The following is a 25,270-nucleotide window of genomic DNA, read 5'->3' as shown; positions in this document are numbered from 1 at the left end:
GAAGGCTGCATTAAGCCACAGATTATAAACCCAAAAAATAATATATAAATTTCTTCAATATCGAATTTTGGATGACAAGGGACGATTGTAAATTTTTTATTGCTTATCTATTCCGTATTTCTGGCACTTAAGTGATATTGTTCTATGAGTAAGACCAAGTGCTTTTCCAGCTTTGTTGTATGATTTATATTTTTTCATGGCAAGTTCAATTATCTGCTTTTCGTACTCTTCAAATGGCAGGAGCTCATCATTATATACATTTATTAAGTTTTGTGACTGGTTTGTAATAGCTGTATGAGTTTTAGAACATATGTATGAAGGAAAATCTCTTGCTGTAAGTATGTGCCCATCACAAAGATTAATGGCTCTTTCGATGATGTTCTCAAGCTCTCTAATGTTTCCTGGCCATGAATAGTTACAAAGCATGGGAAGTACATTTTGATCTATTCCTGTAACTGTAGTGTGAAGAGATTCGTTTATTTTGCTTATAAAGTGTTCAACAAGAATAGGAATATCTTCTTTTCTGTCTTTTAGCGATGGTAGGCTTATTGACACAACATTAAGTCTGTAATATAAATCTTCTCTGAATGTGCCATTTTCAATCATTTCAGGAAGGATTCTATTTGTTGCTGCAATTACTCTAATATCTATTTTTTGAGGTTTTAAACCACCAAGACTATCTATTTCTTTTTCCTGAAGGACTCTTAAAAGTTTTGCCTGCATAGAAAGAGGCATATCACCTATTTCATCCAAGAAGATTGTACCGCCATCTGCTAGCTGGAATTTACCTGGTTTATGCTTTAATGCGCCTGTAAAAGCCCCTTTTTTGTAACCAAAAAGTTCGCTTTCAAGCAGATTTTCAGGAATTGCTGCACAGTTTACTCTTATAAAAGGTTTGCCTTTTCTTGGACTGTTGTTATGGATGGCACTTGCAATAAGTTCTTTTCCTGTACCACTTTCTCCTTGTATAAGCACAGTAGAAGTTGTTCTTGAGGCTTTTTCACACATAAATAAAATATTGTGCATAGCCTTGCTTACACCTATGATATTTTTAAATGATCCTTTAAGCGAAGTGTGTTTCATAAGTTCATCTTTGTAATAATCAAGTTCTTCCTGAGACTTCTGAAGTTTGCTCATTAATTCTTTAAGTTCATTTACAGGTTTAGATGTTGAGATAACCCCGTTAAATTTATTATCAATAAAAATGGGCTCAGCTGTAGTCATAACATCAATACCGTCTTTAGTTTGGAGCACATTTTCAATTTTCTTTTTATCCTTAAAGCACTGAATAATTATATTGTGTGAAGGCATATCAAAAATATTTTTGCCTATTTCGGAATCTGCAGAAGAAAAACATTGTTTGTATGCAGGGTTGCAGTAATTTATTACACCTGTATTATCAACAAAACAGATCAAGTCATGTGAAGAAGCAAGTATCTTTTGCAACTTTTCATTAACTTCTTTTACACCTACAAGTTCTGAGACATCCTGGAATACAGCAACAGCTCCTATAATTTTATCGTGGGAAAGAAGAGGGCTTCTATTTATTGTACATGTCTTGTTACCAAGATAAAGAATCTTACCAAGTTCTTTATCTTTTGATGTAAGTATTTTAGGAAGTTCCGAATGTGGAAGTATTTTGTAAATATCTTTTCCTATGCATTCTTTTCCGTTAATATTAAGGATGTTTGAAGCGTAATTATTAATATTTATAATGTTAGAATTTAAATCAATAACTATTATACCTATTGGAGATTCGCTTATAATCTGGTCAGTAACGATTGCACTTTCCTCTATAAATTTATCAATGCTATTCATTGAAGTAGTGGCGTTGTCGCTTTTGTTAATTACTGTTTCTATGTATAATTTTAATTCATTTAGTGCTTCTATTGTTTCGTCTCCAGATTTTTTGGCACCAATTATTATTGATTCGTTACATTTTATTTTTAAAGAAACAAGTGCTAGCATGCTTATTCCCAGCCAGTCTTTAAGGCCTACCTTTTTTATGTACAGCTGAACATGTGATTTATTTGAAATTTGGGCAACTTTATTGACTATCATTGCAGCTATTCTTGTGTGAATGCCATTAGTTGCAAGAATTTTTATTTCTTGAGTTATCATAATAATTCTCCTTTTTGATAAAAAGTATCAAAAATAAAATATGTTGATATTTTTTATCATGTTTTACTTAAGAACATTATATCATGGGTTAGGGGTAAAAATATATAATTCTTTATAAAATAGTTGATAAAATTTATCAACAATTTTATAAAGAAGCATTTATATGCATAATACATTATATATAAAGTAATAATAAAATCATGGAAAGTTGTGTGCAAATATGATAAAATACATAAATGTAATAAAAAATAAATTATTTTTTAAAATTTGGCATGGTATTTGCTTGTATAATAGTAAAAGGATATTTTAAATCTAAGGAGGAATTTTAGATGAATAAAAAAGGTATAGCAGCATCAAAAGGATATGCTATTGGAAAAGTATTTATAAAGGCTCACGAAGAAATAGTAATAACAGACGCTAAAGTTAATGACATAGAAGCTGAAAAGGCTAAATTAGATGCGGCATTAAAAGCATCTCATACGCAATTAGAAGCTGTAAAGGCTAAAGCTGAAGAATCAATGGGAGCAGATAAGGCAGCAGTTTTTGAAGCACACATCACATTATTAGATGACCCAGAATTCACTGGAGCTATGTCTTTAGAAATAGAAAACAATTCAATCAACGCTATGAAGGCAGTTGAAAATGTTACTAATACATTTGTAATGATCTTCGAATCTATGGAAGATGCCTACATGAGAGAAAGAGCAGCTGACATAAAGGACGTTTCTAAGAGAATAATCTCTAACCTTGCAGGAAGAGGTGGAGATGATTTCGCAATCACTGAAGAAAACACAGTAGTAGTTGCTCACGATTTAACTCCATCAGATACAGCACAACTTGATAGAACTAAGGTTTCAGGATTCATAACTAACATAGGTGGAAGAACTTCACATGCAGCTATCATGGCTAGAACTCTTGAAATTCCAGCTGTACTTGGTCTTGGAGATATAACTGAATGTGTTAAAAATGGAGACAAGATAATTGTTGATGGTTTAACTGGTGATGTTATAATCAACCCATCAGAAGAAGTTATTGCTGAATACGAAGCTAAAAAAGCTAAATTCCAGGCAGAACAAGAAGAATTAAAGAAACTTATCGAAGTTAAAACTGTAACTAAAGCAGGTAAGAGAGTAGAAGTTTGCGGAAATATCGGTAAGGCTTCTGACGTTGATCAGGTTATAGCTAACGGTGGAGACGGTATAGGTCTATTCAGAACTGAATTCTTATACATGGACAGAGATCAGGCGCCAACAGAAGAAGAACAGTATGAAGCATACAAGCACGTTCTTGAAAAAATCAGCGGACCAGTTGTTATAAGAACTTTAGATATCGGTGGAGATAAGACTCTTCCATACTTACCATTACCACAAGAAATGAACCCATTCTTAGGATACAGAGCAATCAGACTTTGCTTAGATAGAAAAGAAATATTCAAGGTTCAATTAAGAGCTTTACTTAGAGCTTCAGTTTATGGAGATTTAAGAGTAATGTTCCCAATGATTTCTGGAATACAGGAATTTGAACAGGCTAAAGCTGTAGTAGAAGAATGTAAGGCAGAATTAACTGCAGAAGGAAAGAAATTCTCAGATACTATCCAATGGGGTATCATGGTTGAAATTCCAGCAGCAGCAGTTATGGCTGATGAACTTGCTAAGCATGTTGACTTCTTCTCAATCGGAACTAACGATTTAATCCAATACACATTAGCTGCAGATAGAATGAGTGAAAAGGTATCTTACCTATACAACCCAATGCATCCAGCTGTATTAAGATTAATAAAGATGACTATAGATGGAGCTCATTCACAAGGAAAATGGTGTGGAATGTGTGGAGAAATGGCAGGAGACGAAACTGCTATACCAACTCTTGTAGAATACGGATTAGATGAATTCTCAATGAGTGCAACATCAATATTAAACGCTAAGAAGCTTATAATGGAAAACTAATTACAAAGATATAAATAAACTAACAATTTAACATAAAATACTAACAAATTTTAATGAAGATATTTTAACATAGATTTAAAATACCTGATAACACGAATATAATCCCAAATTATATTTAATGAAAAAGCTTCCGCTTTTATAAGCGGGAGCTTTTTTGATATTAATTTGTATTATTTATAAATATAAATTATGTTAGATTGTGACAAGAAACACTCTGTGGGTAATTAAGGAAAAATTAAGATTTGCTTAATGAAATATAAATATAATGTTGATACAATAATTAACATGGGAGGGGACGAAATGAAGATATTTTTCAAGTATATAACAAGATGCATGATGGAAAAGAAATTAAGGTTTGTTCTTTTGATCATTGCAATTTCATTAAGTACAGGCATGTTTGTTGCCAGCATGGGAGCAGTTAATGTTGGTATAAACAGTATAGTAAAGCCGCAACTAGCACAATTTGAAGATCAGCAGATAGTCATTTCTTCAAATGATAAAAATCAGCTTTTTATCGATAAAAATGATATTAAATTAAAAGGGATAAAAAATTTAAAAGCAGAAATAGTTGCTTCAGCTGTTGAAGATAGTAAGGATGACAGCAAAGATACTAAATTTGTTACAATACGTGCAAGAGAAAAAGAAAATATAAATGATAAACAGCTTGTTGAAGGAAATATCAATGACTTTGACGGTAACAGCTGTATCATTTCTAAAAGAATAAGTTCAGATAATAAATTAAAGATAAATGATAAAGTTAAAATTTTTATGAATGGAAAGGAACAAGAATATACAGTAAAAGCAATAAGCTCAAATGAAGGTGTATTTTATCCTGATAAAAGTACAGGATATTCGATAATAGTTCCTTATAAAACTCTAGTAAAAGAGTTTAAAGCAGAAGGAAAATATAATTTTATTTCAGCTAAAGCAGATAAAGATAATATTAAAGACAGCGTAAAAGAATTTAATAAAAATAATACAAAGTATACTGCAAAAGAATTGTTTAATGAAGATGCAGTTAAGGATCAGATGTCATCATTCACAAATGTACTTTATGTAATGTTGATTATAGTAGCATTTATGAGTGGCATAATAATTTATGGATCATTTAAGCTTATAGTAACAGAAAGGCTTTCAGTTATAGGTACATTCCTTAGCCAGGGAGCAACAAGAGGAAAGGTTGAGAAGATATTATTTTTAGAAAGTGTTGGCTATGGAATAGTTGGGGGAATAGTTGGTGACTTATTTGGAGTTCTTGGACTTTATCTTGTAAATTATTTGACTTCTCCATTAAAGCAGTACGGAATAATATCAAAGTTATCTGTTGAGCCTAAATATCTAGCAGCAGGCATGATATTTGCAGTAGTATTATCATTCATTTCTGCAATAATTCCAGTAAAGAAGATAAGAAAAATGCAGGTTAAAGACATAATACTAAATGAAGTCAGCGTTACAAATAGGATTGGTTATAAGAGGTTTATAGCGGGACTTACAATCATTATTGTTTCAGTTATAGTTTACAATATAAAATCAGAAGCTGCAGATGCTTTGTGTGGAGTATTCGTAATTTTATCTGTAATAGGACTCGTACTGATGTACCCTAAGATAATAGATGTTATTTCATCATTATTATATAAGGTAGCTAAGGGTAAAAGTAAGGCAGCAGTATTTGCACTAAATAATCTTAGGACATCAAAGGTTTTAATGAGTAATGTTACACTTATAATAATTTCACTTCTTTCAGTATTTATGATGACTTCAGTTTCTTCTTCAGTAGAAAAGGCAGTTACAGGTGCTTATAAGGATATGAGATATGACTTGTGTATCAGTAAAATACAGCCATCAGATTCTGCTGAAAAGACAACAAATACAGAGAAAATAATAGAAGATATTAAGAAAAATGATAATATAAAGAGCACTATCATCCACCAGATACAGACTAGAGCTGTTATAAATAACAGTAATTATGTTGTAGAAGGTATTGATGATAATTATGAAACTTATAACAAATATTTTGATCTTAATACAAAGTATAAAGAAGAGTACCAGAAGTTTTTGCAGTCAGATGATTCAATAATGATTACAACAGCAATGAATAAAGTCTTTAAGGTAAAGGTAGGGGATAAGGTAAGTGTTAATATAAATGGAATTAGTAAAAAGCTTACAGTTGCAGGTATCATCAACGGAAAACTTTATAATATGGGACAAATTGCACTTGTAAGGAACAATGTCCTTAAAGACATTTATAAGCTAAAGGAAGCAGATCAGTTATATTTATATACAGATGAAAAACATGATGAAGCAAAGAAAGAATTAAAGAGTGTGGTTAAGAAATATGGGGCTACTGTAAGTACAGTTGAAGAAGATCAAAAAGCTAATACAGAAGCAAATAATCAAATGCTTATCGTTTTAAGCATATTCAGCTACATGGCAATATTTATAGCTGCCATTGGAATCTTTAATAATATAAGCATTGGCTTTATGCAGAGAAAGAAAGAGATAGCAGTACTTAAATCAGTAGGAATGAGCAGATGGAAAATAACAGAAATGATAATTATTGAATCAATATTATCAGTTGTCTGGGCAGTAATTATATCAGTGTCTTATGTGACTTTAGGATTATCACTTTTATCAAGATTCTTAAATGTTTTAAATATGCCGCTTGATATTGAAATGAACTTTAAGGTAGTGCCACAGTATTTTATTGCATCATTAGTAATAATCCTCATTGCGACAATACCAGCATTAATTAAGAATAGAAAGTTATCAATAATTCAGGAAATAAGATATGAGTAGGAGGAAAAGAATATGGATGCAATAAGAGTTACTAATTTAAAAAAGAGTTTCAAAGTTGGAAAGGAAAGCGTTGAAGTTTTAAAAAATATAAGTTTTACTGTCGAAAAGGGCGAGTTCGTCTCTATAATGGGGCCTTCAGGTGGTGGAAAGTCAACATTACTTTATCTTCTAGGAGGACTAGATAAGCCTACATCAGGTTCAGTTGAGATTAACGGAAAAGATCTTAGTAAAGTAAAAGAAAAAGAAATGAGTAAACTTAGAAGAAATAAAATAGGATTTGTATTTCAATTTTATAATCTTGTACCTAATTTATCAGTTGAAGATAATATTATGCTTCCACTTATACTTGATGGAAAGAAGCTTAAGGATTATAAAGGGAAGCTTGATGAAATCCTTGATATCATAGGAATGAAAGCAAAGAGAAAGATGACACCAAGAGAACTTTCAGGTGGACAGCAGCAGAGAGTAGCAATAGCAAGAGCTCTTATTTTTGAACCAGAAATAATCTTCCTTGATGAACCAATCGGAAACCTTGATTCAAAGACTGGTGCAGAAATAATGGAGCTTTTCAGAAAGATAAATAAGGAATATGGCAAAACACTTGTGCAGGTTACACACTCAGAAAAGTCAGCAGAATATGGAACTTCAATTATCAGACTTCTTGATGGACAGATAGTATCAAAAGAAGTGCTAGAACAGGAAGAAGAAGCAATCTAGAAAGTTAAGAACTAAGAGCGAAGGACGAAGAGTTAAGGATTGAACTCCCTTGAGGAGTTCCAAAAAGAGAGCACATCTCTCTTCAAAACACTTTAACTTAAAGAACTTGAAGATATTTTTTTAAGTATCATAGGCAGAGATGTACAAAGCTTCAATAGCGAAAACAGTGCATCATATGTTTCTGTACTGAACGCGGATCAGATTTTCTGATTCTTGATGAAGCAACATCAAGTCTTGATAATATGACAGCCAAAGCTATCTTTGATAGTATCTTTAACTTAAAGGGAACGAGCTGTATCATAATCACACATCAGCTTGATGATGATGTACTAGATAAATGTGACTGCATATATGTTATGAAAAATGGACAGCTTATGCTGTCTTTTTTTGAAGATAATAGCAAATAAATTGAAGTTAATATGTCCATAATAAAGGAAGAGTATAGTTAAAACAAAAGATAAGAGGTGATTCATTTAATGAAAAAACTTTTTGGGATTTTTGCAACCTTCTTTAAAATTGGACTTTTCACTTTTGGTGGTGGATTTGCCATGATTCCACTTATTGAAGAGGAGATGATAAATAAGAAAAAGTGGCTTGATAAAGATGAATTTATGGACATTATAGTACTTTCGCAAAGTCTTCCGGGGCCATTTGCAGTAAATGCATCTATATTTGTAGGATATAAGATTGCTGGAGTTATAGGCGGATTACTTTCATTTTTAGGTGCTGTACTACCATCATTTTCGATAATACTTCTTGTGGCAGCATACTTCATGCAGTTTAGAAATAATTATTATGTAAACAAAGCGTTCATGGGGATAAGTGCAGCAGTACCAATGCTTGTACTTATAGCTGTGGCAAGTCTTTCAAAAGCTATAGACAAAAATTCAAGAAATTTTATCATAATTGCTGTTGCATTGTTTATACTTCTTTATTTTAAAGTTAATCCTATCTACATAATAATTGGATCAGCTCTTTATGGATTAATTTTTCTTAGAAAGAAGGTAGAGTAATGCCAGTATTAATTAAACTGTTCTTTGTGTTTTTTAAGATAGGTGCATTCAGCTTTGGCGGCGGATATGCTATGCTGCCTTTTATAGAAAGAGAAATAGTAGATGTGAATAAGTGGATAAGCAAAACAGATTTTGTGGATATTATCGGAATATCACAGATGACTCCAGGACCAATAGCCATTAATGCAGCAACTTTTGCAGGATATAAAGTTAATGGTGTTCTGGGAAGTATTGTTGCGACAATAGGAATAAGTATTACATCATTTATTCTTGTTTCAATTTTACAGAAGGCAGTAAGTAAATTTAAAGATTCAAAGGTTATTAAGGCAGCGCTGTTAGGAATGAAGCCTGCCATAATAGCTCTAATACTTAACTCATTTATTTCACTTGCCAAAGATGCATATGTTAATTATCAGGCCATAATTATAACTCTTATTACAGGAGCAATGCTTGTGTCCAAGAAAGTCCATCCTATATTAACAATAGTAATTGCGGCGTTATTAGGGCTAATATTTTATTAATATATCAAAATTACGAGTCTGTTATATTGTTTGAAATACTTATAAAAATAAATAAATTATACTAGTAAATAGCGAATAGATAATAACGAATAGAATTGGATAAAATTCATTATTACCTATTCTTTTTTTGAAACTAAATAAAAAATATCTAAAAATATCAATAAATGTAAACTACAATAAGAATAATTCGTATATAAGATAAAGGCATATTTAAAAAATTAAAAAGGGCGGTCTTATGGTGGATGGAGATAAGGAACTAATAAATGAAGTATTAAAAGTAGAGCAGTTTAACATCATAATTAACAAATACGAACTTACAATACTTCATATTATATACAACATGATCAAGGATAAGGAAGCAGCTGAAGATCTCACACAGGAAACATTTATAACTGCTTATAACAAGCTTTATATGTATAAATCTAATTATAAATTTTTTGATAACAATCTTACTAGAGAGCAAAGAGAAGAAATGATTAAGCATATCAAAGATTGTGATTCGTGCAGAAAAAAATATAATTACGAAAAAAAGATAAATGATGATTTTAAAAGTATTCTGCATGATTACAATCCTGGATTTGTAAGTTCAAGGAGGAGTATTATGTCAAAGATAGATAAGAAAAAATATCCTATGTCTTTAACAGAAAAAGCAGGTTATAAATTGAAAAAGAACAGATGGATTGCAGTAGCTGCATTAATTGCAGTTATAACACTATCATCATCTGTTATAGCTATTCCTAAGATTATTAATATGCAGCAATCAGCAGTAAATAAGAATGCAAGTGTATCAGCAGAAGCATCTGTTAATGAAAAATCAGAAGCTATTGATGATAAGAAGGAAGAAGCAAATAAGTCATCAGAGAAAGATAAAGGTGTAGAGCTAAAAAAACAAGAAAATAAAGGTAGCCAACCTGAAGATAGTGAAAAAGGTACAGAAAAAACAGTAGATATATTTTCTAAAGATGTACCATCAGACAGTGTTATCAAAAGCATGAATAGTGAGAGTCAGACTCCATGGGAAGTTAACAAAGAAAATAAGTATTCTGCATGCGTGCTAGGAAAAGGGGAATATGCTGAAGAGGAAGGATACGCAAGTCTTATTATTAAAAATCCTAAGGGAGCTTTTACTGAATATAAGCTGAAGAATGAAAAGGAAAGTCAGACTACAATACTTCAGACAGAATGGCTTGATAATGATAGGATTCTTGTAGTAACTGGCTCAGCATATGGAACTCTTGTAACAGGACAGCAAATATATTCAATCAATATAAATACAGATATGACAAAACTGGAATTCCAGCCATCTTCAAAAAGAGAGCGAATAAAAAAGATTCAATCAAAAGGAAACAAAAAACTCCAAATAACAATAGCACAATATACAGATGAGACTATGAATGAATACAAGGAAACAATAAAGATGATAGCATTATAAAGATGTCTATATTTCTATAAGTGAATTCTAAGAAAAATTCTCAAGGATCGGTGATCAATGATCAATGCATGTATGATCATTATTATGTATTTTTGTTTCATATTCAATTTAGTATATTGTATAATAGTTTTGTTATAAATTATGATGGGGTGTTATTTTGGATAAAAAAGATAAGCAATTATATGATAAAGCGATGAAATTATATAGTACAGGTTACATAAATAGAGCATTGATGGCATGTGATAAAGCAATTAATAGAAGTGAAAAAAATTCTGCAGCTTATAACCTAAAAGGTATTATTTATTATGAAAAAGGAAATCTTACTTCGGCGCTTAACATATGGAAAGTTAATGTATCATTAAACGGAGACGATATATCAGAGATGTACATAAATGATTCTAGAGAAGATAAGTTTAGAATGGAAGCATATAAAGAAGCTATTGTGGAAATAAAAAAGCTTAACATTCATGAGGCAATAAATAAACTAAATTATTGCGCAGAAAGTGATTTTAACATGATAAATGTCTATAATTCACTATGCTTATGTGCAATAAAGACTGGAGATTTTGAAAAGGCACAGGAATATCTTGAGAAGGTTATGTTTGTGGATAAAAATAATAAAACAGCACTTGAAAATAAGAAGATACTTAATGAATATGGTGGAAACAGAAATTATTCTTTCATAAAGAAGCTATGTATACCTGTAGCTGTTATTATAGCAGTCATTGGAGCATTTGCTTTTACAGTACCTAAGATTAAGAATTACACAGCTGCAAGAAAAGTTGATCAGACAGCAAAGGCAGCAGAGGAAGCTAAAAGGAAAGTAGAAGAAGCTAAAAAACAGGAAGCAGCAAAGAAACAGGAACAAGCTAAAAAAGAAGAAGTTAAGGAAGAGTCAAAAAAAGGAGCTAAAACTATAGATGCTTCAAAGTTATTAACAGCTATAGATGATGGTGACTATAAATATGTGGAAAAATCAATAACAGATGTGGATAAGAATTTCTTAGGAATTACTGAAAGAAATGCTTATGATAAGGCAGAAGCATATATGAATGATAAAGGTGTTGTGAAGCTTTATGAAGATGGAACAAAACTTTTTAAAGCTGGAAAATACAATAAGGCTGAAGCTGTACTTTTGAATGCATATAAATATAGTAACAGCAGTTATCTTAAACCACATATACAGTTTATAATTGCTAATAACTATGAAAAAATGAACAATATAGAGGAAGCGGTAAAGTATTTCGAAGAATACGAAAAGGAAAACAAAGATAAAACAAAGGAAGAAGCTAATTATATGGAAGAAGTTCTTTATAAATTAGCAGTATATTATAAATCTACAAATGCAGAAAAATCTAAAAAATATGCAGAGGAGCTTTGTGATAAATATCCAGATTCAATGTATATTAATACTAACATAAAGGACATCCTAAAATAAAAAGGATGTGATAGTTTGCTAACTATAATAAGAAATGCAGAAATTTTTTCACCACAAAAGTGTGGAAAAAAGGATATTTTTATTGCAGGTAATAAAATAGGAAAGATTTCTCCAAGCATTAATATAACTAGTAATGATATAGAAATTGCGAATATAGATGCAGAAGGATTATGTGTACTGCCAGGATTTATAGATTCACATGTGCATATTATTGGTGGTGGCGGAGAAGGAGGATTCAATACTAGGACTCCTGAACTTGCTTTTAGTGAATTTGTTAAGGCTGGAATAACTACAGTCATTGGCTGCCTTGGAACTGATAATATATGTCGTGATATGCCAAGTCTTGTAGCAAAGACAAAAGCTCTTAATGAAGAAGGGATTACGGCATTTTGTTATACAGGATCTTATGAGATTCCTGTTAATACTATTACGGGCACACCTAAAAGTGATTTAATGCTTATAAGCGAAATAATTGGTGTTGGTGAGGTTGCCTTATCTGATAATAGGAGTTCTCAGCCTACTTATGAGGATTTTGTTAAGACTGTTGCAAAATCAAGAGTAGGAGGACTTCTTTCGGGCAAAGCTGGTGTGGTAAATGTGCATCTTGGCAGCGGTGAAAGGGGAATGGAGTACCTTTATAAAGTGATAAAGCAAACAGAAATTCCAGTCAGTCAGCTTCTGCCTACGCATGTTAACAGAAGTAGGAAATTGTTTGATGAGGCTATGAATTATGCTGATATAGGAGGATATATTGATGCTACAACAAGCAGTGATCCTAAATACTTAGAAGAGGATGAGCTTACTGCATCAATGGCACTTTCTTTGTATTATAAAAAGGGGTTTGATATTACACATATAACTTTTTCATCTGATGGCAACGGCAGTATGCCTTTGTTTAACGAGAAGAGACAGTTAATAGGGCTTGGAATCTGTTCAGTAAAATCATTGTTTGATGAAGTAAAAAATGCAGTGTTTAATGAAGATATCCCACTTGAAGATGCAATTAAGGTTATAACAAGCAATACTGCTGATATCTTTAAACTTAATCATAAAGGAAGAATTGAAGAGGGTAAGGATGCTGATTTAGTATTTGTTGATAAAAAAACTCTTGAGATAAGGACTGTGATTTGCAGAGGTAAGATTCTGATGAGAGATGGAAAAGTCCTTAAATATGGAACATTTGAAAAAATATAAATAAAGATAAAAATAAGGTCATCCTAAAATGGGTGACCTTATTTTTAATATTTTACTTGAAAAAACACATGATGTCCTATAGCTTTTACGTTGGTCTTTTTTACGTTTTTCATCCAAGAACATGTGGCTGTTTCAGGGTTATAAAAAAATACAGCCTGAGAAGTAGGATCTGATCCGTGTACTGCCTCTATAACAGCTTTTCGCGATTCTTCATTTGGGATTACAGTTATATTTCCATTGTGAACACAAGAAAAAGCATTTTTTTGTTTAACAACACCTTGGATACTGTTTGGAAATTTAGGATCATTAAGTCTGTTTAAAATTACAGAGGCCACAGCGACCTTTCCTTCGTATGGCTCACCTTTACTTTCTGCATATACAATTTGTGACATTAAGTAAATATCATCTTCTGATAAATATATTTTTTTACTGTTATAATTCATAACTTCTACAACAGAATCTTTTTCGTGATATAAATCTACGGAGTCAGAAGTAAGTTTTCTTATATTAATGTTGTTATTTTTCAATTCATTAGCAAAAGCTACAAAACAGTTTAAGCTGAAAAAGGTTAATATTAAGAATAAAGTAAGTTTGATTTTTCTCATAAAAAACCTCCTTTGGGATTAACCCTGTACTCAAGGTAGTATAACCAAAGAATTTAAATTAATACATTACTTAGAAAAATTATTAATATTATCATTCAGCTTATTATATTCCTGCATCATATCAGAATATTTTTGATTTGCAGTATCGTAACTCTCAGAATTAGTTTTTATATCTTTCTTTAATGTGTCCAATAAACATGAAATATAATCAGTATATTTATCCAATGTTGAGCTAAATAGGTTATAGCATGAAGCACAATCTTTAGGATATGACATAGTTGCAAAAGAATCCTTGATATCTCTCAGTGAAGACTCTTTTTCATATACATCATTTATAATTACATTAAGAGTTCTTTGGTCGCTTTTTACACGATTAATAGCTGGATTTAAATCTTCAGTAAGTGGCTTAAACTTTGATAAATAATCTGACATTGTATTAAAAAATGTTTTGTTCTGGCTGCTTGTTATATCATTATCTCTTTTGATCTTTATAATCTCGTTTATATACGTGCAGGCATTTTTATAGAATTTTGCAAAGTTATTATTGAATCCACAGTCAAAGCCTTGATTCATACATGTACTATAGTGCTTGCTACACATTGTATATGTTGTTTGAAGATTGGTAAGTGAAGTTGCAAGGTCATTTGAGTTCTGATTTTTCAATATTGCAATTGTCTGTTCGCATATCTTTATGTTTTCTGAAAGTGCAAGCTGCAGAGTTTGTTTCTGCGCTAGATAGTTTTTAGAAATTGATAATGAGTCTAGTGTATTCTTCTGAGTTATAAGTTTTGTTTGAATATCTGTAAGTGTAGATATTGACGGCGATGCATTGATAATACTACCTTTCATATCTTTTAGTGAAGCGGAGTTTATAGCATTAACTGCACAGCAGACATTATTGAGTGATTTTTTTTCGGGATTAAAAAAATATTTATAGGATATAAATGTTAGTGTAGCGATAAAGATTAAAATGACAAACCAGTATTTTTTAATTGTTTTTAAAATTGTATCAGGCAAAAAAATCTCCTCCTTTTGTATTTAAATATATTTATTAAGTTAAGAATATATGACAGAAGGAAAAAAGATAATTTTACATTTAAGTAAAATTAAAAAAAAAGTAATAATCTCCATATTAACTGACAGTTTAATAGTGTATAATTTTAATATAGGTAAAGTTAGGTGGTGTATATTGTGCTGGATATTTTGAATATGATTATACATTCTATAAGTAACATATCTTTATGGTCAGTAGTAGATATTTTAGTAGTATCATATATATTTTATAAAGCATATATGCTGATGCGCGAAACAAGGGCTGAACAGCTTTTTAGAGGTATACTTTTAATATTTGCACTTATTCCTATAAGTTATATATTGAAGCTTGATATGCTATATTTTATTCTCAGCAAGACAATTACAATAGGAGTTTTGTCTATCATAATTATTTTTCAGCCTGAAATAAGAAGAGCTCTTGAGCATATTGGCAGGAGTGCTTTTGATGATGTTCATCTTATAGAGGATGATAAGATTCTTGAACGTGTAATAACAGAAGTAACCAATGCTGTAGAAAATCTGTCAGAGACAAAAACTGGTGCACTTATAGTAATAGAGCAGAGCACAAGACTTGGAGAAGTCATATCAAATAATGGAACAATTCTTGATGCGAAAGTTACATCAGGGCTACTTGAAAATATATTTGTTGTTAACACACCGCTTCATGATGGTGCAACAATAATTAGAAATGACAGGATATTAGCATCAGGATGTGTTCTTCCCCTTACAAACAATACATCAATAAATAAGAAGCTTGGAACACGTCATAGAGCGGCTTTAGGACTTTCAGAAAACTCTGATGCGCTTATTATAGTTGTTTCAGAAGAAACTGGCACTATATCATTAGCTGTTAACGGAAGACTTACAAGAAACTTTGATAAGGATAAACTTAAGAATATACTTATCAAGATTATGCAGAAGAGAAGAGAAAAGAAGGTTAAATCAGTGGAAGAGCGGGTGAAGACATGGATAAAGACAGTAAGAAGAAAAGTATAATAATCAGAGTTGTCTGTATAATTGCTTCATTTTGTTTGTGGCTCTACATAAATAATATAGAGAACCCGGTAAGGGAATATAAGATAAACAATGTACCAGTTGAAATAGCTAATGAAGATATACTTAAAGATCTTAAGCTTACAATGCTGCCAGATGAGGAATTAAAGATTAACGTAACAATTGAAGGACCTGCAAATGAAGTATATAAAGTGAAGAAAGATGATATAAAGATTAGGGTTAATTTAGAAGGATATGCACTGAAAAAAGGTGAAAATAAGATACCTGTAGAGATAGTGAATTATCCAGCAGGAGTCAGCATTAAAAATAATGAATACTTGAGGGTTTCTGTTGTTCTTGATGATTATGTTGAGAAAAGTGTTCCTGTAAAGAATTATTCATCTGTAGATATGAAGAGGGGATTCTATAAAGGAACTACAGAAATAACTCCAACAACAGTAAAAGTATCAGGTGCAGCTGATTATGTAAACACTGTAACAGAAGTAAGAATTACCGATAGCTTTACAGATATATCAAGTGACATAAGCAAGCTTGTATTATTAAAGGCATATAACGCTAACGGTACAGAAGTTACAAAAGTATCACTGTCACCTTCAACTGCATCTTTAAATATTAGTATTACAAAGGGAAAAATGGTTAAAATAAAGGTTAATACTAAGGGAACGCTTCCTGATAATGTTAAGCTTAAAGAAATAACAACATCAAAAGAGATAGAGGTACTTGGCGAAAAGAGTACTTTAGAAAAGATTTCACAGCTTGAAACTGAAGCTATAGATTTATCCCAGATAACTTCCACAAAGAATGTGTCAGTGAACGTTCATATACCGCAGGGGGTTACTGTAAGTAATAATGATAGAACTGTAGAAGTTACAGTTACTGTAGAAAAGTATATAACTAAAAATATAAATCTTACTCTTACAGAAAGTAAAGCTCCGGATGGACTTGATCTTACTTATGATAAGAGTGTTTCGATAGTCTTAAATGGTGAGGAAAGTGCTGTTTCAGCAATTAAGGATGGAACTATAAAAGCGTCAATTGATCTTTCAGCAGTTAAGGAAGGACAGAATTCTATTGATTATACAATTACAGGGGTACCATCAGGAATAACAGTTAAAACAAAGAATCCTGATAAAATTTCTGTTACAGCAGTAAAAAAACCATAAAACAAAAGAACTTAATGGAGGACAAGATGTCAATAAGAATAAACAATTTACACTTAAATATAAATGAAGAGGTGGATCTTCTAAAGAAGAAGGCTGCTAAAAAGCTTAGAATAAGCGAAAAAGATATAAAGGAATTTAAAATAATCAAGGAATCTATCGATGCTAGAAAGAAAAATGATATTAAGTTTAATTATGCAGTAGATGTAGTCTGCAGCAACGAAAAAAATATCGTTAAGAAACTTAGAGACAAGGATGTGCTTATTGAAGATAATGCATTTGTAGAAGAGATGATGCCGGGAGATAAAGTGCTTAAACATAGGCCTGTAGTTATAGGACTTGGACCTGCCGGATTATTCACAGCTCTTCTTCTTGCTCAGAAAGGTTATAAACCTATAGTCTTTGAAAGAGGAGAAGATGTAGATAACAGAACAAAGACTGTGGAGAAGTTTTGGACTACAGGTATTCTTGATCCGAATTCTAATGTTCAGTTTGGAGAAGGCGGAGCTGGAGCATTTTCAGATGGTAAGCTTACAACAAGAATAAAGGATAAGAGATGTGATCTTGTTCTTGAATCATTTGTTAAAGCTGGAGCACCTTCAGAAATAATGTATATGGGTAAGCCTCATGTTGGTACAGATATACTTAAAGGTGTAGTTAAGAACTTAAGAGAAGAAATAAAATCTTTAGGTGGAGAAGTGCATTTTTCATCAAAACTTGAAAAAATAAATGTTAAGAATGGAAAAGTAAGTTCAATTATTGTTAATGGTAATGAAGTGCCATGTACACAGCTTGTATTAGCTATTGGCCACAGCTCAAGGGATACTTATGAAATGCTTAATGATATAGGCATATTCATGGAGCCAAAGCCGTTTGCCATAGGTGTAAGAGTTGAGCATTCACAGGAACTTATAAGTAAGAATCAGTATGGTGATTTTTACAATCATCCAAGATTAAAAGCTGCAGAATACAGATTGACATATAGAGCACAGAGTACCAACAGACCTGTATATTCATTCTGTATGTGCCCAGGAGGGGTTGTAGTAGGTGCTGCTTCAGAAGAAAACAGACTTGTTGTTAATGGTATGAGTTATCATGCTAGAGATAAGAAGAATGCTAACTCAGCTATAGTTGTTGGGATAAGTCCAGAAGATTTTGAAGGAAGCTCACCTCTTAGAGCAATGCATTTCCAGAGACATTATGAAGAGCTTGCATATCAGCTTGGTGGAGGAAACTATGTTGCGCCAGTTCAGAAGATAAGCGATTTCATAGAAGGAAAGGTTACAGACAAACTTGGAGATGTTGTTCCATCAGTAACTCCTGGTTATGCTTTTAGAGACTTAACAAAGTGCCTTCCAGGTTATGTGTCAGAATCATTAAAAGAGGGATTTGTTAACTTTGATAGAAAAATCAAAGGATTTGGACCATCAGGTGATGGAGTTATGACTGGAATAGAAACAAGAACTTCAGCTCCAGTAAGAATTTCAAGAAATGATAACTGTGAGAGCATATCTGTTCAGGGATTATATCCAGCAGGAGAAGGTGCAGGTTTTGCAGGTGGAATAATATCAGCAGCAGTAGACGGACTAAGAATTGCTGAAAATATCATAAAGGCATATAAGCCTTTGTAATGTATAATTTATAATTTAGAATGTATAATTACTGATGAAACTGCCCTTATGGCAGTTTCTACTGAGGAGTAAGCGAACATATTTCTCTTTAAAACTTATTAATTAATAATTAATGTAGAGGCTGATTAATTTAGCCTCTATTTTTTTATTTAATTTATGTGTAAAGGCTAAATTACGATATATATTATTAATCAATCTGTTATTATCTTAACAACAGAAATAAAATCTTTATTTATAGATGATTATTATAATTATGATGTATTTGTGATTTCTTACAAACTTGTTGTGTAGGTCAAGTAAACGTTATGATTAAATATAATATTTTTTGCAAAATATTGTTTATTTATGTTATTATAGAATAGTAATGATAAAGGAAAAAATATTTATTATTGTTTTTTTTTATCATAAGTTTGTTATAAAATTAACAATAGTATAAAAGAGGTGCGGTATATTGAGTAAGAATTTTAACGATTTATTTTCAAAACTTAGGGAAATTCAGAAAAAGAAAGTTGCTGTAGCAGTAGCACAAGACGAACCTGTACTAGAAGCTATAAAAGAAGCATCTGAAAAAGGTGTAGCAGATGCAATATTAGTAGGAGACAAGTTAAAGATTCAGGAAATTGCAAAAAAGATAGACTTAGATTTAACTGACTTTGAAATCATGGATGTAAAAGATCCTAAAAAGGCAACATTAGAAGCTGTTAAGCTTGTATCAAGTGGACATGCTGACATGTTAATGAAGGGGTTGATTGATACAGCTACATTCTTAAGAAGCGTATTAAACAAAGAAGTTGGATTAAGAACAGGAAAGTTAATGTCACATGTTGCTGTTTTTGAAACTGAAGGATGGGACAGGCTTTTATTTTTAACTGATGCAGCATTTAATACTTACCCAGAATTAAAGGACAAACAAGGAATAATTAACAATGCAGTAACAGTTGCACATGCTTGTGGTATTGATGTACCAAAGGTTGCAGTTGTATGTCCTGTTGAAGTTGTAAATCCTAACATGCCATCAACAGTTGATGCAGCATTACTTGCAAAGATGAGCGACAGAAAACAGTTTAAGGGATGTATAGTTGATGGTCCATTTGCTCTTGATAATGCTATATCAGAAGAAGCAGCACATCATAAGGGTGTTACTGGTGAAGTAGCAGGAAAAGCAGATGTATTAATGCTTCCTAACATTGAAACTGCCAATGTTATGTATAAGACTTTAACTTATTTCTCAAAGTCAAGAAATGGTGGACTTTTAGTTGGAACATCTGCTCCAGTTATATTAACTTCAAGGGCTGACTCATTTGAAACTAAGGTGAATTCAATTGCGCTAGCTGCTTTAGTAGCTGAAAAATTAAGAAAATAGGGAGGATTATAGAATGTCTAAGTTACTATTAATAATAAATCCAGGTTCAACATCAACTAAGATTGGTGTTTTTGAAGATGAGAAAGAATTATTTGAAGAAACTTTAAGACATACTAATGAAGAGTTAAAGAAATATGATAAGATAGTTGATCAATTCCAGTTTAGAAAAGACGTAATATTAAAGGTCCTTAAAGAAAAGAACTTTGATATCAAGAACCTAGATGCTGTTGTTGGAAGAGGCGGAATGTTAAAGCCAGTTGAAGGTGGTACTTATGCTGTTAATGATGAGATGATTAAAGATCTAAGAATCGGAGTTCAGGGACCTCATGCTTCTAACTTAGGAGGAATACTTGCCAAGGCTATAGGTGATGAATTAAGTATACCTTCATTCATTGTTGACCCAGTTGTTACTGATGAGCTTGCTGATGTTGCAAGACTTTCAGGAACACCAGAACTTCCAAGAGTGAGCAAGTTCCATGCATTAAACCAGAAAGCTGTTGCTAAGAGATTTGCAAAAGAAACTGGTAAGAAATATGAGGACTTGAATCTTGTTATAGTTCACATGGGTGGAGGAGTATCAGTTGGTGCTCATAAAAATGGAAAGGTTGTAGATGTCAATAATACTCTTGATGGAGATGGTCCATTTTCACCAGAAAGAGCTGGATCAGTTCCAGTAGGCGCATTAATTAAGATGTGTTTTAGTGGAAAATATTCTGAACAAGAAGTTTATTCTAAGATAGTTGGTAAAGGCGGATTTGTTGGATATTTAAACACTAATGATGTTAAGGGTACTATTGATAAGATGAAAGAAGGAGATAAAGAATGCGAAAAAATCTATAAAGCATTCTTGTATCAGATAACTAAAGCTATTGGAGAAATGTCAGCTGCATTAAATGGAAAAGTTGATCAGATAATCTTAACAGGTGGTATTGCATATTCTGATACTCTTATCCCAGACTTAATTTCAAACGTAAGCTGGATAGCTCCAGTTAAGGTATATCCAGGTGAAGATGAATTGCTTGCTTTAGCTCAAGGAGGACTAAGAGTCCTTAACGGAGAAGAAAAAGCTAAGGAATACAAATAATTTATTTGCAAAGTAAACTATATAGTTGATTAATTAAGCAGCATATCTATAAGAAATGTGGATGTGCTGCTTTTTTAATGTAAAGGAAATTGCATTCAAAAACATAATTTTTTAATGATATAAAGTGTTGTAAATAAAGGGTTTACACGTTTGTGTAAAAGAATGGTAGAATGCAATTTCGTCCTTGTCAAGGCGATGATATGAAGGAATATAAAGCAATATTTTTTGATAGAGATAATACATTGACACATGCAAAAGAGGAAACAAAACTTTTGAGAAATCAATTAATTGAGAAATGGTCTGGTAGAAAGCTTGAACTTGATTATTACAGGACTATGGATTTATTTAAGAAGTCAGGATATCCTCAAAGTGGTCTCAAAACTGTCGATGAAGAAGTGCAGTTCTGGAAACGTTATTATAAGCAGCTTTTAAAAGATGAAGGAATAGAAGAGGACAAGCTTGACGAAAAATCAGAATTAATATTCAGCAAAGTATGGCTGAAGGATAGAGAGCTTTTTCCTGATGTGCTGGATGTTCTTGAGTATCTTAAAAACAACAATTATAAGATGGGCGTAATTTCAGATACATCACCATCACTTGAATTAACGCTGACATCATTAGGCATAGGCAGATACTTTGACTGTTTTATCTGTTCAGATATTGTGGGAGTAATGAAACCAGATCCTAAAATATATAAGACAGCGCTTGATACACTTGGTGTAAAAGCTGAGGAAAGCATTTATGTTGATGATTATGATTATGATAAAGAAGCAGATGGAGCAAGAAAACTAGGATTTACATCATTCCATCTCTGCAGAAACGGAGAACTTAAGGATAAGTGGGACATAAAATCACTAAGTGAAATTGTTGATTTTTTGAAAGATAAGTAAAGACAAGTATTAGATAAATTAGAGTTTGAATTAGGTCACATGTAGCATGTCACAGGTGAGAATGTATAATTTAGAATGTATAAAGTATAATTGTGGATTAAACTTCGCCAAAGCGCAGTTCCAGCCAAATCATAAGCGAATATACGAAATCAAAGATTTGGAATGCCTGCTTGGTCAAGACGTAAGCGAACATGCCAAATCAAAGATTTGGAATGCCTGCTTAAACAGAGGACAGATTCTTCTTTAAAACTCTTTGAATAAATAATTTCAGAGGTTTGGAGGTATCCTCCATTTAAATTTAGAAATCCGTTTACGGATTTCATCCTGAATTATACATTATACAATATACATTTTACATTATTCTGATAAATTCTAATTTATCCATGTGTTTGAGCTAATATTAACAGCAATAAAAATAGGGGGATTAGATGATTATGAATAAAGTACAGGAGATATTAAAAGAAGCAAAGAAATATAACGGTTCACAGGACATGCTTAAGGACGTATACGGCATAGATTCAAATACAAAATATGATGCAGTTGTTGTAGCGCCTGTATGGACTCCAGAAAAGATATTTAAGAATCAAGAAGTACGTATTAAAAATATGATTCAATACGCTAATCAATCATCATATGAGGTTGAATTTGCAGGAAAGAAAATCGCCTGGATTATGTGTGGTGTAGGTTCCTGTAATCTTGTAGATGTGATGTTATGTCTTGCAGATAGTGCAGCAGAAAAAATCATTTTTGTTGGATCAGTTGGAGCTTTAAAATCAGATATTAAGCTTGGTGAGTTATCAACACCAATTGAATCATACGCATATGAAAGCGCTACTATGTACTTATTTGACTCTTTAGATAAAAATAATTTCGGCTGCAAAATTGTTCCTCAAAATATGGAGTATATAAATAAAGTTATAAAAAAGGCAGAAGATCAGGAGATTAATATGGTAAAGAGAAAAGTATTCTGTACTGATTCATTATTTTGTGAATATAAGTTCCTTGATTATATAAAGAATACAGGAGCTGAGCTTATTGAAATGGAAACAGCAAGTTTTTATAAGGCTATAAACATGATGAATAAAAAAGGCATTGCACTGCTTTGTGTTTCAGATAATTCAGCTGCTAATATTTCATTAGTAGCAAGAGATGAAGAATCAACATTTAATTATCATAATTCAAGAGAAGTAAATATACCGAAATTAATAAATATGATTTGCGAGATGGAGTAGAGCTTATAATTTAAAGTTTAGAATGTAGAATTTCGGATTGAACTCCCTTAGAGGAGTTCCAAAAAGAGAACACATTTCTCTTTAAACTTTTTGAAATATTAAATTTAAAAAATCAGTTTACTAATTTTATCCTTAATTTTAAAATCTAGATATGTTGGTTGGAATAGTCATAAGAATAAAAATGAGACTTTGCAGCTAATTAGTAGTTGGATAGAGGAGTATAAAAATAATAGTTATAACTGGGCAGTTGAACTTAAAGATACTCATGAACTTATTGGTAATATCAGTGCATTTAATGTTAGTAAGAAAAATAGTAATTGTGAGATTGGATACTGCTATGGGCGTGAATTCTGGGGAAGGGGTTACGCTACTGAAGCTTTAAAAGCAGTTCTTGATCATATGCTAAAGGAATGTGAGATGCATATAGTAGAGGCAAAACATTATAGTTTAAATCCTTCAAGCGGCAGAGTTATGCAGAAAGCAGGAATGATAAAAGAGGCAGTTCTTAAGGAAAGACGTTATGAAGAAGCGTCTAAGACTTATAGTGATCTAATTTATTATTCAAAAAAATTATAAAAGTAAGGCAAATCAGTTAACGAATTAAGTTTCTGTTTTGCCTTTTTGTTTTAAAATTATGTATACTGTTAATAATTATAAATATATAGTGGAATCAATCATGTTAATGATATACTTAGAGTATAAATTTTAATGATGGTATATTTTAAGAAAGTAGAGGTGCGTGATGAGAACATCACTTAATATAACTAATAATCTTAATCTTAAGGCAGAAATGAGAAATGATTCTATTTTTCAGATTTTAGAATATGATGATTTAAGGGGCAGTGAAGACGTTAACCTTGCTGTAAAGCTTAATTTCATGAGAGAAGCAGGTCTTAAACTTAAACAGGTAAGAATTCTGCTTGATGATAGTGCTGTACAGCTGGAATCAGGGGCATTAAGTTATCTTAAAGGTGACATAAAGATACAGAATAAGATAGGTGGACCGCTAGGACTTGGCAAAAAACTATTTAATAGTAAGGTGACTGGAGAAACAATGTTTAAACCTACATACAGCGGAACAGGAGAAATCTTTCTTGAACCTTCATTTGGACAGTTTGCACTTGTTGAGCTTCAGGATGATGAAATTATTGTAGATGATGGTATGTTTTATGCATGTGAAGACGGCATTGAAGTTTCATCTGCAATGCAGAAAAGCATATCTTCACTTTTATTAGGCAATGAAGGTGCTTTTCAGACAAGAATAAGTGGAGATGGACTAGTAGTCTTAGAACTTCCTGTTCCAGAAACTGAAATCTTTAAATGCAGATTAAACAATGATGAATTAAAAGTAGATGGAAACTTTGCAATACTAAGGACTGGAGATATTGAGTTTACAGTAGAAAAGGCAACTAAGTCAATAATAGGCACAGCAACAAGCGGAGAAGGTTTCCTTAATGTTTACAGAGGCACAGGAGATGTGTGGCTGGTACCAACAAAGAGTGTATATGAAAATCTTCAGAACACAAGTCTTGGAAACATGTTTAATCCAGGTGGCAGTTACGGAAAAAATAACACTAACGAAAATCAGGATGAATAAAAAGCAGATAGTATTTTTGACATAAAATCATTTCAGCATCATATTTGGGTAAGCAATGTAAAAGGGGGAAGTATGGTGAAAAGAACAATGAGATTTTTAAAAAATGTTAGAAAAATCTCTTTAATATGCTTGTATTTATCAGTACCAATTAATTTAGTAAGTATATTTATTCCAACAATTTCGATGAAAGTAATTATGATAGCGCTAGGGGAAAGTATGCTAATAGCATTTATTATTCTTACATTTCTATTTTGGAAGTGTCCATACTGCGGCAAAAGGCTGCCCATAGAAATTGAAAAGATTGTTGAAAACAATAAAGAACTATACATTTGTCCAAATTGCAGCAAAAAAATAACACAATAGATTAGAGATATGAACCAAGAGATAAGAGAATAGGAGGAAACTTCTTTGGGGAGTTTCGAACCAAGATATAAAAAATATTTTGGCGTAAAAAAGATACACT

At 31.8% G+C, this 25,270-nt stretch carries 23 protein-coding genes; 20 read left to right on the top strand and 3 right to left on the bottom strand.

Going from position 1 to position 25,270, the window contains the following annotated elements; all coding sequences use genetic code 11:
- Window positions 1-96: 96 nt before the first annotated feature.
- Window positions 97-2,121, bottom strand: coding sequence for a sigma 54-interacting transcriptional regulator (locus tag FYJ33_RS02940; protein WP_154530281.1), 2,025 nt, complete (start codon window positions 2,119-2,121; stop codon window positions 97-99).
- A gap of 329 nt (window positions 2,122-2,450) precedes the next feature.
- Between FYJ33_RS02940 and ptsP the strand changes: the two genes are divergently transcribed.
- The 9 genes from ptsP to iadA all read left to right on the top strand — a co-directional run bounded on the left by ptsP (window position 2,451) and on the right by iadA (window position 13,178).
- The gene (gene ptsP / locus FYJ33_RS02935) at window positions 2,451-4,067 is read left to right on the top strand and encodes a phosphoenolpyruvate--protein phosphotransferase (RefSeq protein WP_154530280.1); all 1,617 of its coding nucleotides are present in this window, start codon (window positions 2,451-2,453) and stop codon (window positions 4,065-4,067) included.
- A 300-nt stretch (window positions 4,068-4,367) separates the two neighbouring features.
- Window positions 4,368-6,863, top strand: a complete 2,496-nt coding sequence (locus FYJ33_RS02930; RefSeq protein ID WP_206046597.1) for an ABC transporter permease — start codon at window positions 4,368-4,370, stop codon at window positions 6,861-6,863.
- Window positions 6,864-6,875: 12 nt separating this feature from the next.
- A complete protein-coding gene (locus FYJ33_RS02925) occupies window positions 6,876-7,580 on the top strand; it encodes an ABC transporter ATP-binding protein (RefSeq protein ID WP_154530278.1) in 705 nt (234 codons plus the stop codon).
- Window positions 7,581-7,822: 242 nt separating this feature from the next.
- Window positions 7,823-7,987: a hypothetical protein gene (locus tag FYJ33_RS02920; RefSeq protein WP_154530277.1), complete on the top strand. Its 165-nt coding sequence runs from the start codon at window positions 7,823-7,825 to the stop codon at window positions 7,985-7,987.
- A 69-nt stretch (window positions 7,988-8,056) separates the two neighbouring features.
- Complete coding sequence (locus tag FYJ33_RS02915; protein ID WP_154530276.1) at window positions 8,057-8,593, top strand: chromate transporter; 537 nt, start codon at window positions 8,057-8,059, stop codon at window positions 8,591-8,593.
- Entirely contained in the window at window positions 8,593-9,114 is a 522-nt protein-coding gene (locus tag FYJ33_RS02910; RefSeq protein ID WP_154530275.1) for a chromate transporter, read from the top strand. Before FYJ33_RS02915 ends, FYJ33_RS02910 begins: the two co-directional genes overlap by 1 nt.
- 235 nt (window positions 9,115-9,349) lie before the next feature.
- Window positions 9,350-10,546 carry a DUF4652 domain-containing protein gene (locus FYJ33_RS02905; protein ID WP_154530274.1) on the top strand — a complete coding sequence of 399 codons (1,197 nt, stop codon included), beginning with the start codon at window positions 9,350-9,352 and terminating at the stop codon, window positions 10,544-10,546.
- Window positions 10,547-10,703: 157 nt separating this feature from the next.
- On the top strand, window positions 10,704-11,984 hold the full coding sequence (locus tag FYJ33_RS02900) for a tetratricopeptide repeat protein (RefSeq protein WP_154530273.1): 1,281 nt from the start codon (window positions 10,704-10,706) through the stop codon (window positions 11,982-11,984).
- A 15-nt stretch (window positions 11,985-11,999) separates the two neighbouring features.
- Window positions 12,000-13,178 carry a beta-aspartyl-peptidase gene (iadA, locus tag FYJ33_RS02895; protein ID WP_154530272.1) on the top strand — a complete coding sequence of 393 codons (1,179 nt, stop codon included), beginning with the start codon at window positions 12,000-12,002 and terminating at the stop codon, window positions 13,176-13,178.
- 44 nt (window positions 13,179-13,222) lie between these two features.
- Here the strand turns inward: iadA and FYJ33_RS02890 are convergent, their stop codons facing one another.
- Together FYJ33_RS02890 and FYJ33_RS02885 are read right to left on the bottom strand one after the other, a co-directional pair.
- Window positions 13,223-13,783 (bottom strand): cell wall hydrolase, encoded by a 561-nt coding sequence (locus FYJ33_RS02890; RefSeq protein ID WP_154530271.1) that lies wholly within the window; start codon window positions 13,781-13,783, stop codon window positions 13,223-13,225.
- Between the two features lie 66 nt (window positions 13,784-13,849).
- Window positions 13,850-14,800: a hypothetical protein gene (locus FYJ33_RS02885; protein ID WP_154530270.1), complete on the bottom strand. Its 951-nt coding sequence runs from the start codon at window positions 14,798-14,800 to the stop codon at window positions 13,850-13,852.
- Between the two features lie 192 nt (window positions 14,801-14,992).
- On the opposite strand from FYJ33_RS02885, the gene cdaA reads away from it, so the two are divergent.
- The 11 genes from cdaA (at window position 14,993) to FYJ33_RS02830 (ending at window position 25,170) form a co-directional block, all read left to right on the top strand.
- The gene (gene cdaA / locus FYJ33_RS02880) at window positions 14,993-15,832 is read left to right on the top strand and encodes a diadenylate cyclase CdaA (protein WP_154530394.1); all 840 of its coding nucleotides are present in this window, start codon (window positions 14,993-14,995) and stop codon (window positions 15,830-15,832) included.
- Window positions 15,802-17,013, top strand: coding sequence for a CdaR family protein (locus tag FYJ33_RS02875; protein WP_154530269.1), 1,212 nt, complete (start codon window positions 15,802-15,804; stop codon window positions 17,011-17,013). The genes cdaA and FYJ33_RS02875 overlap by 31 nt, the downstream gene beginning before the upstream one ends.
- A gap of 26 nt (window positions 17,014-17,039) precedes the next feature.
- Window positions 17,040-18,641, top strand: coding sequence for an NAD(P)/FAD-dependent oxidoreductase (locus FYJ33_RS02870; RefSeq protein ID WP_154530268.1), 1,602 nt, complete (start codon window positions 17,040-17,042; stop codon window positions 18,639-18,641).
- Between the two features lie 451 nt (window positions 18,642-19,092).
- Window positions 19,093-20,004 (top strand): phosphate butyryltransferase, encoded by a 912-nt coding sequence (gene ptb, locus FYJ33_RS02865; RefSeq protein WP_154530267.1) that lies wholly within the window; start codon window positions 19,093-19,095, stop codon window positions 20,002-20,004.
- Window positions 20,005-20,017: 13 nt separating this feature from the next.
- The gene (gene buk / locus FYJ33_RS02860) at window positions 20,018-21,088 is read left to right on the top strand and encodes a butyrate kinase (RefSeq protein ID WP_154530266.1); all 1,071 of its coding nucleotides are present in this window, start codon (window positions 20,018-20,020) and stop codon (window positions 21,086-21,088) included.
- Between the two features lie 200 nt (window positions 21,089-21,288).
- Window positions 21,289-21,978 carry an HAD family hydrolase gene (locus tag FYJ33_RS02855; RefSeq protein WP_206046596.1) on the top strand — a complete coding sequence of 230 codons (690 nt, stop codon included), beginning with the start codon at window positions 21,289-21,291 and terminating at the stop codon, window positions 21,976-21,978.
- A gap of 61 nt (window positions 21,979-22,039) precedes the next feature.
- Window positions 22,040-22,225 carry a hypothetical protein gene (locus FYJ33_RS02850; RefSeq protein ID WP_154530264.1) on the top strand — a complete coding sequence of 62 codons (186 nt, stop codon included), beginning with the start codon at window positions 22,040-22,042 and terminating at the stop codon, window positions 22,223-22,225.
- A 187-nt stretch (window positions 22,226-22,412) separates the two neighbouring features.
- The gene (locus tag FYJ33_RS02845; protein WP_206046595.1) at window positions 22,413-23,210 is read left to right on the top strand and encodes a phosphorylase family protein; all 798 of its coding nucleotides are present in this window, start codon (window positions 22,413-22,415) and stop codon (window positions 23,208-23,210) included.
- 111 nt (window positions 23,211-23,321) lie between these two features.
- Window positions 23,322-23,786 (top strand): GNAT family N-acetyltransferase, encoded by a 465-nt coding sequence (locus tag FYJ33_RS02840; RefSeq protein ID WP_328598646.1) that lies wholly within the window; start codon window positions 23,322-23,324, stop codon window positions 23,784-23,786.
- A gap of 166 nt (window positions 23,787-23,952) precedes the next feature.
- A complete protein-coding gene (locus tag FYJ33_RS02835) occupies window positions 23,953-24,807 on the top strand; it encodes an AIM24 family protein (RefSeq protein ID WP_154530261.1) in 855 nt (284 codons plus the stop codon).
- Between the two features lie 72 nt (window positions 24,808-24,879).
- Window positions 24,880-25,170: a hypothetical protein gene (locus tag FYJ33_RS02830; RefSeq protein WP_154530260.1), complete on the top strand. Its 291-nt coding sequence runs from the start codon at window positions 24,880-24,882 to the stop codon at window positions 25,168-25,170.
- Window positions 25,171-25,270: the final 100 nt, after the last annotated feature.

It is taken from the genome of Inconstantimicrobium porci (assembly GCF_009696465.1).
In the GTDB taxonomy this organism is placed as follows: domain Bacteria; phylum Bacillota; class Clostridia; order Clostridiales; family Clostridiaceae; genus Inconstantimicrobium; species Inconstantimicrobium porci.
The sequence above is the reverse complement of the archived record's forward strand: the minus strand, read 5'-3'. Positions and strand labels throughout refer to the sequence as shown.